The sequence below is a fragment of the Roseivivax lentus genome (assembly GCF_900156805.1).
Classification (GTDB): Bacteria; Pseudomonadota; Alphaproteobacteria; order Rhodobacterales; family Rhodobacteraceae; genus Roseivivax; species Roseivivax lentus.
On sequence record NZ_FTOQ01000003.1, the window covers coordinates 281,601 to 293,390 of the forward strand.

Here is an 11,790-nt window from a genome sequence, read left to right on the forward strand (position 1 = left end):
CCGGGCCGATGATCGCCGCCGAAGACCCGCGCCCGCCTCTGCCGCCCTTCACCCTTGAGGACGCGGTAAAGAAGGTCCGCATGGCCGAGGATGCCTGGAACACCCGCGATCCCGATCGCGTGGCGCTGGCCTACACGCCGGACACGCGGTGGCGGAACCGGTCGGAGTTTCTCAACGGGCGCGACGAGGTGCGGGCCTTCCTGAGCCGCAAATGGGCGAAGGAAAACGGCTACCGCCTGATCAAGGAGATCTGGGCCCATGACGGACACCGCATCGCCGTGCGCTTCGTCTACGAATGGCACGATGCGGAGGGCCAGTGGTTCCGCGCCCATGGCAACGAGAACTGGGCCTTCGACGATCAGGGCTTCATGGCCGAACGGCACGCCTCGATCAACGACGTGCCCATCGCCGAGGCCGACCGCAAGTTCCGCTGGCCCCAGGGCCCGCGGCCCCAAGACCATCCCGGGCTGACCGCGCTCGGGCTCTGAACACGCCAAACCAACGACCGCCATCTGAGAGGAGAAAACCGATGAAGGACAATTTCGAGATGCCCGAGACCATGACCAAGGAAGACGTGACCGCGATGATCCTGTCGGCCAAGAAGCAGGCCGGCCTCACCTGGGAGGAGATCGCGACCAAGATCGACATGTCGCCGGTCTGGACGCATTCGGCCGCCATGGGCATGAACGCCATGCCCGCCGAGAAGGCCAAGGCGCTGGTCTCGGTCATGGGTCTGCCGCAAGAAGCGGCCTCGGTGCTCGAGGAGAGCCCGACGAAGGTCTGGGAGCAGGCGGTGCCGACCGATCCCTGCATCTACCGCCTCTACGAGATCGTCGGTGTCTACGGCCCCACCATCAAGGCGCTGATCCACGAGAAGTTCGGCGACGGCATCATGTCCGCCATCGACTTCGACATGCAGATCACCCGGGTCGAGCACCCCAAGGGCGACCGCGTGAAGATCGAGATGTCGGGCAAGTACCTGGGTTACAATTCCTGGTAAGACCCTGGGCCTTCGGGTCCGGAACGCCTGAACGTGAAGAGGGGCGGCGCTGCGGCGTCGCCCTTCGTCTTGCGGCGGGTGCCGCGCGGCACCAGCGCTCCGGGGCGGTCTTCGCGCCTAATCGTCCCGCGCGGATACGGCCCTTTGTCCGGCACGCCACGCCGCCCAATCCTCGGGCGTGTCGAGATCGACGCGCGCGCGGCGACCGGGCAGGGGGACGTGCAGTACGCGACCGGCCTCGGCCTCAGCCATGAGGACGTCCCGCGCGCCCTGATCGCCCGTCAGCTGCATCAGCGCGCTGCGAAAGCGCCGCGGAAAGATCACCGGATGCCCCGGCGCGCCGTCCTCGGTGGTGGCCCGGACGATGCGCTGCCCGCCTTCGGCGTCGAAGACGCGGGCCAGTGTTGCGAGGTCGGGCGCGGTAATCTCCGGCATGTCCGCGGGCATCACGAGGATGCCGCGGCAGGTCTCGGGCAGGGCGGCTGCGGCCCGCACCAGCGACCGGGCCATGCCCTCTGCCGCATCCGGCACGGCCACGCGCGTCACGTCCAGCCCTTCGAGGGCGCCGCCGCGCGCCGCGGCCGGAACGGGCAGCGCCACGATCACCGGATCGCAGACGGACCGCGCCATTTCGGCGATCCGGCGCAGCAGCGGGATACCGCCCACCTCTTCGGTCAGCTTGTCGCCGCCGCGCATCCGCGTCCCGAGCCCCGCCGCCGGAATTATGCTGGCCAATTCATTCACGCTTACTAGATAGGCGCGTATCGTGCCCGCGCGGGAGGTTTTTCAGCGCCTGAGCCGAAAACATTACAAATATGCAAACGGGGCTCGCGAAATTTGACACAAATCAATGTCCAAGATATCTGACAAGACAAGGCGGTCGCGCCTGGACGTCCGAAAGCTGCGCTCCGCATGGCTGGCCGCCGTCTCAATCCGACCTTGCGCTTTTCGCCCCGGTCGGCTCATTCAAAGGCCCGATTGGGCCGGACAAGGTTAATCAATGCGCGCACCAACTCCCAGCGATCAGGCTAAGCGGCTGGAAGATCTGCGTGACTACGACATTCTCGATTCGGAACCGAGCGAGGCGTTCCAAAGCGTCGTCGATCTGGTCAAGGAAATCTGCGATGTGCCTGTCGCCCTCATCTCCTTCGTGGACGAGGACAGGCAATGGTTCAAGGCCTATAGCGGTATCGAAGTCACTGAAACCCCGCTCGAAAACGCGGTCTGCGGTCACACGATCCTGCAGGACGAGGTCCTCGAGATCCCCGATACCTGCGCGGATGCCCGCACCCGCGACAACGAGCTGTGCATTTCGGACAGCGCGCCGATGCGTTTCTATGCCGGTGCGCCGCTGATCTCTCAGCGTGGCTACGGCCTCGGATCGCTTTGCGTTCTGGACAGCCAGCCCCGGAGACTGACCGAGCATCAGCGCAAGGCGCTGAAACTGCTGGCGGGCCAGGTGATGCAGCTTCTCGAGCTGCACAAGAGCCTGCGCAACGAAGAGATCCTGCGCAACGAGATCGACCACCGGGTCAAGAACTCGCTGCAGACCGTGTCGAGCTTCATCCGCATCTACTCCGCGCGCAGCCATGCCGCGGAGACGAAAGAGGCCCTGTCGGCCATCGGTCGGCGGGTCAACGCCATCGCCCAGCTGCATGCGGAACTCTACAACACCAATCAACTGAGCGAGATTCGTCTCGATCAATACCTGATGCGGGTGATCGACCTGCTGCGCCCGCAAATGGCGTCGAACGTGTCGATCAACACGAGCTTCCGGCCGATCAAGACCGAGAGCCGCCAGGCCTCGCAGATCGCCATGATCGTCAGCGAATTCGCCGCAAATGCCTCGAAACACGCGTTCCCGGATGGCCGGGACGGGATCATATCGTTCTTCATGGAGCCGCAGGATGACGGCACGATGCTGCTTCTGTGCGAGGATAACGGCATCGGCGATCAGGCCACGACCCTGCCCAGCGACGAGAACGAGATCGCGTCGATCGGCATGCGCCTGATGGAAAGCGCGGCGGAACAGATCGGCGGCCGTCTGAAGATGGGGCCGACCCCCGAGGGCTTCCGGCTGGAGCTTGTGACCTTCCCGCAGACGGACGACGCACCGTTCAAGGCCGGGGCGCTGTCGGCCGAGTGACGGCGCGACCGGCCTGCGACCGGCCCCGAGCCGTAGCAGGACCGGGCCGCTCTTTGCCTTTCTCGTAATCTCTTCACGTGGCCGGTGCGCGCACTGTGCTCGGCACGCCCGGAAACCGCGCCTTAGCCCTGCGCGGAGGCCAGCGGCACCGACTCGATCGGGCGCACCTTCAGGCGGGTGATCCGGTTGTTCTCGCGGGCGACCACTTCGAAGCGGAAGCCGTGAAATACGAAGGCCTGTCCCACCGTCGGGATCATCTGCGCCTCGTGAATGACAAGGCCCGCCACGGTGTTCGCCTCGTCGTCGGGCAGCTGGAAATCCGTCGCCCGGTTGAAGTCGCGGATCGTCATCAGCCCGTCGATCCAGAAATGCCCGTCCTCGGCCATCTTGATCGTGTGATCGGCGTCCGGGTCAAACTCGTCGGTGATCTCGCCCACGATCTCCTCGAGGATATCCTCGAGCGTGATGAGCCCCTGCAGCGCGCCGTATTCGTCCACCACGAGGGCGAAATGGGTGCGCCGCCGCAGGAATTGCCGCATCTGGTCGTCGAGCGACGTGGTGTCGGGGATGAAATAGGGCTTCATCGCGACCTTGGTGATCTCGAACGCCGCCAGCGCCGCCATCGAGGCCTCGGCGCCCTCCATCAGCTTGTACATCGCGCGCAGCAGGTCCTTGGCGTGGATGACCCCAATGATGTTCTCGGGATCGTCGCGGAAGATCGGAAGGCGCGTATGCGGGCTGTCGAGGCATTGCTGCAGGATCGCCGAAGGGTCGCTGTCCGCATCGATCATCTCGATGGCGGAGCGGTGCAGCATGATCTCTTCAACGGTGCGTTCCGAGAGATCGAGCGCGCCGAGGATGCGGTCGCGGTCCTCCTTCTCGACGACACCCTCGGAATGGCCGAGATTGAGCGCGCCGGCGATTTCCTCGCGCACCGCCAGCACCTGGCTGTCGGGATCGGTCTTGACGCCGAAAAGCCCCAGGATACCCCGCACCAGAACCCTGACCGCGCCCACCACCGGTGCGAAGACCAGGATGACCACCTGGATCACCGGCGAGACGCGGCTCGCGGCACTTTCGGGATTGGTGATGGCGTAGGTCTTCGGCAGCACCTCGGCGAAGATCAGCACCAGAAGCGTCATGATCAGCGTGGCCAGCGCCACACCCGATTCGCCCAGGAGGTTGGTGAAGAGCGCGGTCGCGAGCGATGTGGCGAGGATGTTGACGAGGTTGTTGCCGAGCAGGACCGATCCGATCAGCCGCTCATTGTCCTCGGTGATCTTCAGCGCCCGTTCGGCGCCCTTGTCGCCCCGGTCCATCGCCGCGCGCAACTTGCCGCGCGAGGCGGCCGTCAAGGCCGTCTCGGAGCCCGAAAAGAAGCCCGACAATACCAGAAGCCCCATGATGGCGGCGGCAGTGATCCAGAACGCAGCGTCCAATGGCCCGTTATCCCGATGTTGAAACTCTTACTGGTTATGTGGGCGATCCCGGCCCGCGACAAGGGGCAGGGCTCAGTCGCGCGCCATCGGGTGATGCTCCAGCACCAGATCGCGCAGCCGTTCTTCGAGGACATGCGTGTAGATCTCGGTTGTGGCGACATCGGCATGGCCGAGAAAGGTCTGGATGGCGCGCAGGTCGGCGCCGTTTTCCAGCAGATGCGTGGCGAAGGCATGGCGCAGCGTATGCGGCGTGACCTTGGCCGGAGAGACGCCCGCGGCGACCGCCAGCTCCTTGATCAGCGCGTAAAAGCCGTGCCGCGTCAGGTGCCCGGCCTTGGAGCGCGAGGCGAAGAGATAGGCCGATCCGGGCTTGCCCTGGCTGCGCGCCAAGGCTTCGTCGCGGTCGCGAAGCGCCAGCCATTCGGCCAGTGCCTGCCGCGCGGGCGGCGACAGCGGCACCATGCGTTCCTTGCCGCCCTTGCCCCGGATCAGCAGCATTCGCGGATCGCCTTTGGCCGCCGACAGGGGCAGGGTGACCAGTTCCGAGACGCGCATACCCGTCGCGTAAAGCAACTGCATCAGGCAGGTATTGCGGACCCGGTCCGCGGGTTTGCGCCCATGGGCGGCGGCGGCGTCGAGAAGCCGGTCCACCTCGGCCACCGACAGCGTCTTCGGCAGCCGCTTGTCGCGTCCGGGCCCCGCGATCTGCACCGCGGGATTGTCGGCGCGCAATCCCTCCTCGAAGGCGAAGCGGTAGATCTGCTTGATCGCCGACAGGCGCCGCGCCCGGGTCGATTTGGCGAAGCCCTGCGCGTCGCAATGCACGAGGTATTCCTCGATATCGGTGCGCCCCGCGCGGGCGAAATCGAGCCCGCGTCCCGCCAGCCAGTCCGACACCGATCCCAGGTCGCGGGCATAGGCCACAAGCGTGTTCTCTGCCGCGCCGCGCTCGGCCGCCTGGGCCTCGAGGAAGGACGCGATCAGCCGCTGATCGCTCACGGCTGCCCTCCGCGCATGTCGTCCAGAAGCGCCAGTTGCAACGCGGCGCGCCGCGCGGTGTCTTCGAGCCCGACCGCGCGGAAGGTCGCGAGCGCATCGGTCAGTTGCGCATCGTTGCCCGCCGCGCCTTGCGCAAAGAGGGCGATGGCGCGCAGGATCGCCTCGCCAAGCTGGCCGTTCTGCAAATGCCGCTGCAGGCCGGAGGGCGGGGCCGCATCCGCGGCGAAGGCGCCGGCGATGGCGGCGGCATGGGGCAGGTCGGGGATGCTCCCGGGCGCTTCGCCGCGCGCGATGGATGCAAGGAACGCGGCTTCCGCATCGCTGCCCGGGGCCAGGCTGGCGGCGCGTTCATAGACCGGCGAAAGAAAACCCGCGCGGATCGCCAGGCGTCGCGCATCGCCGGTCAGCGGCAGCGCGAGAAGCCGCTCGGCATACAGCGTGGCGAAGGGCACCAGCAGGCCCGCGGCGGCCATTTCGGGCCAAACGCGGGTCAGCGCGGTCGCCACCGAGGTCGGGTTGCGCGCGGTCATCGCGATGTCGAAGCGCTGCAGCGCCTCGACCCGGTCCCAGATGCCGCCCGAGGCTGCGGGCTGGCGCAGCGAATAAATGCCGAGTAGCCGGTTCTCCGACAGGGTGCCCGCCCGCGCGAGCCGCTCTGCCGCGGTGAGCTGCGCCTTCCAGCCCTGATCGCCGCCGAGATCGGTCGCGGCGAAGGCGCGCGGCAGGCGGGCGGTGGGCAGCGGCTCCCCGATGGCCTCGAAGAGGCGGAATTGCAGGACGCTCGGCCGCACCGGCGGGGGCAGGGCGGGCAGGTCCTCGGAAAACTCGGGCTCGAGGAACCGCGACAGCAGGTCGGCGTCGCGCGGCTCCAGCAAATCGAGGCTGCGCGCGCTCTCGAAGGTCAGCATCGCCCGCGGCCAGTCGCCTTGCCGAGCGGCGCAGTAGACCGTCGCCGCGAGATCGTCGCTGAGCCCCGCATCCTGCGAAAGCGCCTCGCAGGGTCCGGCCGGATTGCCCTCCAGAAGCGCTGCATCGAGCCAGAGCGGAAAGAGGTCCGCGCGTTGCGGCCCGGCGCGTTCCAGAAGGGCCAGCGCCGGATCGACCGCGCCGCCCTCGATCAGCCGGGCCACCCGCGCGGCGAGAAAGCGCGCGCCGTCGCCCACGCCCCGGGGCGGATGCGCCTCGGCCAGCAAGAGCGTGTTCAGCAGCGCCGCGATGGCCGGCAGGTCCGCGCGGCTGGACGCCACGAGCCGCGACAGGGCCGCGCCGTCGCTTGCCGACCAGAGGCTCGGCGGCAGGCCGCTGCGATGGGCGGGCAGCAGGCCCACCGCCTCGACCGAGGGCGCATCGAGCGGCTGCGCATCCACTTCGGGCACGTCCACGGAGGCGGCGACGGGCGGTTCTTCGCGGCTTTGCGCGGGTCCGGGCGCGCCATTCGGGGGCGGGGTGACCGGTGCGGCCACCGGCGGGGCATCCCGGCCGTCGAGCCAGTCGATGACCGACAAGGGCTCCTGTGCGCCGGCGGGCGCTGCGACGAAAGCGGCGAGGACCGAGGCCCTAATCGACATCCAGATCGACCGGCTGGCGAATCTCCGCCTGCGGCGGCGAGAAATCGGCGCCGAAGAACTCACCCAGATAGGCATAGGCCACCAAGGCGATTGCCGCCAGAATTACCAGGTAAAACAGCCATTTGAGAAGTCGCCCCATCGTTACCTTCGCCTTCTGCCTCGGCATTTTTTTGCACTTATAACTGGCAATCTGAGCAAGTTCACGTCATTCACGCCGAAAACTTCGTGATTGGGCGGCAGATGGCCGAAACAGCGCTGAACAAAGCCGTGAGACTGCGCAAATCCGTCGTGCTCGTGGGCATGATGGGCGCGGGCAAGACCGCCGTGGGCCGCGCGCTGGCGCAGATGCTGCGGGTGCCGTTTCTCGATTCCGACGCCGAGATCGAGACCGCCGCGGCCATGTCCATCGCCGAGATCTTCGCCCGCGACGGCGAGCAGTTCTTCCGCCGCCGCGAAAGCGAGGTGATCGCGCGGCTGCTGGCGGGCCGCCCGGCGATCCTGTCCACCGGCGGCGGCGCCTTCATGCAGGAAAACAACCGCAGGCTCATCTCCGAAAAGGGCGTTTCGGTCTGGATCGACGCCGATCTCGACCTGCTGTGGCAGCGCGTACGGCACAAATCCACGCGCCCGCTTCTGCGCACCGACAATCCGCGCCAGACCCTGTCCGAGCTTTTCGACGCCCGCGTGCCGGTCTACCGCCTGGCCGACCTGTCGGTCCGCACCGAACCGAAATATTCCATCGAGGATACGGCGCGCGCCGTGCTCGATACGCTGCGCAGCCGCGCCGATGTGCTGGAGGAGGTGTCATGATCGAAACCGTCCAAGTGCCCCTGGGCGACCGGGCCTATGACGTGCGGATCGGGCCGGGGCTCATCGGCCGCGCGGGCGCCGAGATCGCGCCGCTTCTGCCGCGGCCGCGCTGCGCCGTGGTCACCGACGAAAATGTCGGCGCGCGGCATCTTGGGGCGCTGCAGGCCGCGCTGGAGGCCGAGGGGATCGCCTCCGAGGCGCTGGTGCTGCCCGCGGGCGAGGCCACGAAAAGCTGGGCGCATCTGCAGCAGACGGTCGAGTGGCTGTTGTCGCAAAAGGTGGAACGGCGCGACGTGGTGATCGCGCTCGGCGGTGGGGTGATCGGCGACCTGGTGGGCTTCGCCGCGGCGATCCTGCGGCGCGGCGTGCGCTTCGTGCAGGTGCCCACATCGCTTCTGGCGCAGGTCGACAGCTCCGTCGGCGGCAAGACCGGGATCAACGCGCCGCAGGGCAAGAACCTCATCGGCGCTTTCCATCAGCCGGCGCTGGTTCTCGCGGATATCGACGTACTGGCCACCCTCGCGCCGCGTGATTTCCTCGCGGGATACGGCGAGGTCGTGAAATACGGCCTTCTCGGGGATTACGATTTTTTTCAATGGCTTGAGGTCGAGGGCCCCGCCATCGCTTCGGGAGACGCGGAAGCGCGGCAGCGCGCCGTCAAGCGCTCGGTCGAGATGAAGGCCGAGATCGTGGTGCGCGACGAGACCGAGCAGGGTGACCGTGCCCTTCTGAACCTCGGGCACACCTTCTGTCACGCGCTCGAGGCCGCGACGGGCTATTCCGACCGGCTGCTGCATGGCGAGGGCGTCGCCATCGGCTGCGCGCTGGCCTTCGAGCTCTCGGCGCGGCTGGGCCTTTGCCCGCAGGAAGAGCCTGGCCGGGTCCGCGCGCATCTGCGCGCCATGGCCATGGCCACCGACCTTGCGGACATCCCCGGCGATCTGCCCGATGCGGACGGATTGCTGGCGCTCATGGCACAGGACAAGAAGGTGGTGGCGGGGCAGCTGCGCTTCATCCTCGCGCGCGGCATCGGCCAGGCCTTCGTGACCGCCGATGTGCCCAGCGAGACGGTGCGCAGCGTGCTGGCCGAGGCGCTCAGCGCGCGCGCCGCCGCCTGAGCAACGCCATCGCCTGGGCCTGGGTTACGAAGCCCACCACGCGGCCCGAGGGCCCGGTCACGCCGATCGCGGGCGCATCGGACAGCACGTCGAAAAGCGCATCCGCGCCGCGGCTGATGGGCAGCGTCCGCGGGGCGGCGCCGATGATGTCGCGCACCCTCGGCGTCGGATCGCCCTGCCGGGGCGCTTCGTGCAGGCAGTCGCGGGTGACGAAGCCGTGCAGCCGCCCGTCGCTGCCGATCACCGGGAAGATGTCCTGATCGCCGGTCTCGGAGAGCTCCGCCGCGGCGGCGAGCGGTGCATCGGGCGACAGATGGGTGAAATCCGACACCATCGCGTCGCCGACGCTCAGATCCGCGACCCGGGCGCGGGCGGCCATCTCACCCAGTTCCGCATTGCCCGCAAAGAAGATGAAGACCGCGATCAACGGCAGCATGAAGCTGCCCGTATAGAACCCGTAGGCCGCGAAAAGGATCGCGAAGCCCTGTCCCACCCGCACCGCAACGCGCGTCGCCTTGAGGCGCGGCAGGAAGATCGACAGCGCCCCGCGCAGCACCCGGCCGCCATCCATCGGAAAGGCCGGGATCATGTTGAAGAGGACGAGGATCACGTTGACCGACAAGAGGCCGGCGAGGATCGCGCCGATGCCGGAGGCATCGCCCAGCATCGCGAAGCCGGGGCGCACGCCGACAAGGAAGAGCGCGCCCGCGATGACCACGTTGACCAGCGGTCCGGCCAGCGCCACCGCGATCTCCTGACCCGGGCGGTCGGGCATGCGTTCGAGCCGCGCCAGCCCGCCGATGGGCAGGAGCGTGATGTCGGGCGTGCGGATGCCGAAGCGGCGCGCCATCAGCGCATGCCCGAATTCATGCGCCACGACGCAGGCGAACAGCGCGAGGATGAAGACCACGTTCACCACCGCACCCGCGACACCGCCCGTGCTGAAGGCGGTCACCGCGATCCAGGCGATCAGGAAGAGAAAGGTGCCGTGCACCCGCACTTCCGAGCCGAGGATGCGACCGAGGGGAAAGGACCATGTCATCTGCGTCTGCCTGTCACTGCTGTTCTGTATCTAAGATGGGAACGGCAGGGCGGGATACCAGTTCCGGCGCGGGCGGAGGTGTCGCACCCGGCTGCGCGAGGTCCCGGAAAGCTTCGGAAGGACCACGCGGTGGCGTCCGGAACGGAGCCTGCCCGGGACGCGGGCCAAAGGGAAGGCGGCACGAAAAGGCCGCGCCCGGGATCGTCCCGGCGCGGCCCTGATGGTTCTGTCAGCGTGGCGCGGAATGCCCGCTCAGAACGGGATCTCGTCGTCGATGTCGCGCGCGGGCGCCCGCGATCCGCCGCCAGAGCCGCCGCCGGAGGAGGAGCCGCCGCCATAGCCGCCGCCCTGGTCGCCGCCGCCATAGCCGCCGCCGTAATCGTCGGAATAGCCGCCGCCACCGCCGCCGCCGCCGTAGCCCCCGTCGCCGCCATCGGAGCGGCTGTCGAGCAGCGTCAGCTCGCCCTTGTAGGGCCGCAGCACCACCTCGGTCGAATAGCGGTCCTGGCCCGACTGGTCCTGCCATTTGCGCGTCTCGAGCTGGCCTTCGAGATACACCTTGGAGCCCTTCTTGAGGTATTGCTCGGCGATCCGCGCAAGCGGTTCGGAGAAGATCGCGACCGAGTGCCACTCGGTCTTCTCGCGCTTCTCGCCGGTATTGCGGTCCTTCCAGTTCTCGGAGGTCGCGACGCGCAGGTTGCACACCTTGCCGCCGTTCTGGAACGTGCGCACTTCGGGGTCGCGCCCCAGGTTGCCCACGATGATGACCTTGTTCACGGATCCGGCCATTTTGGTCCTTTCCTTGTTCCCTGAAGCCCTGATTCCCGCGCCGGGCGCGGGCTTGGAGGAGAGGTTAACGCAGCGCCGGAGGGTCCGAAACGCCGAATCGCGCTTCTGCGGCGCGGGCTCCGCGCCAGATTTCCGCGATTCCGGTTAACCCCGGCTTAAGTCGCGGCGGCCAAGGCTGGCATCGTTGCAGATTTTGCGTATAGTCGCTGGGAATTTCCGGACCGGCCTCCCCGTGTTTGAGTGAACGAGGACGATGCGATGATGCGTTACGTGTTTGCCGCCGCCGCTTTTGGCATGCTTGCCCTCGGGACGAAGCCTGCCGCGGCGGATGTTCTGTCCTCGCAGGGCCGCGCGAAGCTCTTCTCCAACCAGACCGGCGTTCTCGACAAGCGCGCGTCGGAGCAATACCGCGCCTCGGTGCGGCTGCAGCCCGCGCGGGTGAACACGCCCACCAAGTGGGACGATGCCGCGCCGCGCTATGCGGGACGCTACAAGGGCGCCTACCTCAATGTCGCGAAATCCGCCGCGCGCCGTCACGGCGTGCCGGAGGACCTGTTCCTGCGCCTCGTCCAGCAGGAATCGGGCTGGAACCCCAACGCGGTGTCGCACAAGGGCGCGATGGGGCTTGCGCAGCTGATGCCCGGCACGGCGCGCCTCTTGGGCGTCGATCCGGCCGATCCGCAGCAGAACCTCGAAGGCGGCGCGCGCTATCTCGCCGCGCAATACAAGCGCTTCCGGTCCTGGCGCCTGGCGCTCGCGGCCTACAATGCCGGTCCCGGCGCGGTCGAGAAACATGGCGGCGTGCCGCCTTACAAAGAGACCATGAATTACGTGAAGGTCATCTGGGGCAGCTGATCCCGGCCCGGCTTTCGGCCTGCG

General features: G+C 67.7%; 13 protein-coding genes. 6 read left to right on the forward strand and 7 right to left on the reverse strand.

Annotated elements, in window-relative coordinates; all coding sequences use genetic code 11:
* Window positions 1-8 precede the first annotated feature (8 nt).
* Entirely contained in the window at window positions 9-488 is a 480-nt protein-coding gene (locus tag BW990_RS08275) for a nuclear transport factor 2 family protein (protein ID WP_076446907.1), read from the forward strand.
* Window positions 489-529: 41 nt separating this feature from the next.
* On the forward strand, window positions 530-1,000 hold the full coding sequence (gene cynS, locus BW990_RS08280) for a cyanase (RefSeq protein ID WP_234990190.1): 471 nt from the start codon (window positions 530-532) through the stop codon (window positions 998-1,000).
* 117 nt (window positions 1,001-1,117) lie between these two features.
* Here the strand turns inward: cynS and BW990_RS08285 are convergent, their stop codons facing one another.
* Window positions 1,118-1,744, reverse strand: coding sequence for a nucleotidyltransferase family protein (locus BW990_RS08285; RefSeq protein WP_076446909.1), 627 nt, complete (start codon window positions 1,742-1,744; stop codon window positions 1,118-1,120).
* Between the two features lie 256 nt (window positions 1,745-2,000).
* Here BW990_RS08285 and BW990_RS08290 point away from each other — a divergent pair, with 256 nt between their 5' ends.
* Window positions 2,001-3,146 carry a histidine kinase dimerization/phosphoacceptor domain -containing protein gene (locus tag BW990_RS08290; RefSeq protein WP_076446913.1) on the forward strand — a complete coding sequence of 382 codons (1,146 nt, stop codon included), beginning with the start codon at window positions 2,001-2,003 and terminating at the stop codon, window positions 3,144-3,146.
* A 122-nt stretch (window positions 3,147-3,268) separates the two neighbouring features.
* On the opposite strand, the gene BW990_RS08295 is transcribed toward BW990_RS08290, so the two are convergent.
* The 4 genes from BW990_RS08295 to BW990_RS22085 all read right to left on the reverse strand — a co-directional run bounded on the left by BW990_RS08295 (window position 3,269) and on the right by BW990_RS22085 (window position 7,291).
* Window positions 3,269-4,549, reverse strand: a complete 1,281-nt coding sequence (locus BW990_RS08295; RefSeq protein WP_076447146.1) for an HlyC/CorC family transporter — start codon at window positions 4,547-4,549, stop codon at window positions 3,269-3,271.
* Window positions 4,550-4,657: 108 nt separating this feature from the next.
* On the reverse strand, window positions 4,658-5,584 hold the full coding sequence (locus BW990_RS08300; RefSeq protein WP_076446915.1) for a site-specific tyrosine recombinase XerD: 927 nt from the start codon (window positions 5,582-5,584) through the stop codon (window positions 4,658-4,660).
* A complete protein-coding gene (locus tag BW990_RS08305; protein WP_076446917.1) occupies window positions 5,581-7,152 on the reverse strand; it encodes a hypothetical protein in 1,572 nt (523 codons plus the stop codon). Before BW990_RS08305 ends, BW990_RS08300 begins: the two co-directional genes overlap by 4 nt.
* Window positions 7,142-7,291 carry a hypothetical protein gene (locus BW990_RS22085; protein WP_200798035.1) on the reverse strand — a complete coding sequence of 50 codons (150 nt, stop codon included), beginning with the start codon at window positions 7,289-7,291 and terminating at the stop codon, window positions 7,142-7,144. Before BW990_RS22085 ends, BW990_RS08305 begins: the two co-directional genes overlap by 11 nt.
* A gap of 101 nt (window positions 7,292-7,392) precedes the next feature.
* On the opposite strand from BW990_RS22085, the gene BW990_RS08310 reads away from it, so the two are divergent.
* Both BW990_RS08310 and aroB read left to right on the forward strand, forming a co-directional pair.
* Window positions 7,393-7,962 (forward strand): shikimate kinase, encoded by a 570-nt coding sequence (locus BW990_RS08310; protein WP_076446919.1) that lies wholly within the window; start codon window positions 7,393-7,395, stop codon window positions 7,960-7,962.
* Window positions 7,959-9,080 (forward strand): 3-dehydroquinate synthase, encoded by a 1,122-nt coding sequence (gene aroB, locus BW990_RS08315; RefSeq protein WP_076446921.1) that lies wholly within the window; start codon window positions 7,959-7,961, stop codon window positions 9,078-9,080. The genes BW990_RS08310 and aroB overlap by 4 nt, the downstream gene beginning before the upstream one ends.
* On the opposite strand, the gene BW990_RS08320 is transcribed toward aroB, so the two are convergent.
* Window positions 9,058-10,122 (reverse strand): site-2 protease family protein, encoded by a 1,065-nt coding sequence (locus tag BW990_RS08320; protein ID WP_076446924.1) that lies wholly within the window; start codon window positions 10,120-10,122, stop codon window positions 9,058-9,060. The genes aroB and BW990_RS08320 overlap by 23 nt on opposite strands.
* A 252-nt stretch (window positions 10,123-10,374) precedes the next feature.
* The gene (gene ssb, locus BW990_RS08325) at window positions 10,375-10,911 is read right to left on the reverse strand and encodes a single-stranded DNA-binding protein (protein WP_076446926.1); all 537 of its coding nucleotides are present in this window, start codon (window positions 10,909-10,911) and stop codon (window positions 10,375-10,377) included.
* A gap of 258 nt (window positions 10,912-11,169) precedes the next feature.
* Here ssb and BW990_RS08330 point away from each other — a divergent pair, with 258 nt between their 5' ends.
* Complete coding sequence (locus tag BW990_RS08330; RefSeq protein WP_456114806.1) at window positions 11,170-11,766, forward strand: lytic transglycosylase domain-containing protein; 597 nt, start codon at window positions 11,170-11,172, stop codon at window positions 11,764-11,766.
* The last annotated feature ends 24 nt before the right edge of the window (window positions 11,767-11,790 follow it).

Bases quoted from the DNA above. Each gene is read 5' to 3' on its own strand.
- BW990_RS08275 (WP_076446907.1), top strand. From the start codon at position 9: ATGATCGCCGCCGAAGACCCGCGCCCGCCTCTGCCGCCCTTCACCCTT.
- cynS (WP_234990190.1), top strand. From the start codon at position 530: ATGAAGGACAATTTCGAGATGCCCGAGACCATGACCAAGGAAGACGTG.
- BW990_RS08290 (WP_076446913.1), top strand. From the start codon at position 2,001: ATGCGCGCACCAACTCCCAGCGATCAGGCTAAGCGGCTGGAAGATCTG.
- BW990_RS08295 (WP_076447146.1), bottom strand. From the start codon at position 4,549: ATGGGGCTTCTGGTATTGTCGGGCTTCTTTTCGGGCTCCGAGACGGCC.
- BW990_RS08305 (WP_076446917.1), bottom strand. From the start codon at position 7,152: ATGTCGATTAGGGCCTCGGTCCTCGCCGCTTTCGTCGCAGCGCCCGCC.
- BW990_RS22085 (WP_200798035.1), bottom strand. From the start codon at position 7,291: ATGGGGCGACTTCTCAAATGGCTGTTTTACCTGGTAATTCTGGCGGCA.
- BW990_RS08310 (WP_076446919.1), top strand. From the start codon at position 7,393: ATGGCCGAAACAGCGCTGAACAAAGCCGTGAGACTGCGCAAATCCGTC.
- aroB (WP_076446921.1), top strand. From the start codon at position 7,959: ATGATCGAAACCGTCCAAGTGCCCCTGGGCGACCGGGCCTATGACGTG.
- BW990_RS08320 (WP_076446924.1), bottom strand. From the start codon at position 10,122: ATGACATGGTCCTTTCCCCTCGGTCGCATCCTCGGCTCGGAAGTGCGG.
- ssb (WP_076446926.1), bottom strand. From the start codon at position 10,911: ATGGCCGGATCCGTGAACAAGGTCATCATCGTGGGCAACCTGGGGCGC.
- BW990_RS08330 (WP_456114806.1), top strand. From the start codon at position 11,170: ATGATGCGTTACGTGTTTGCCGCCGCCGCTTTTGGCATGCTTGCCCTC.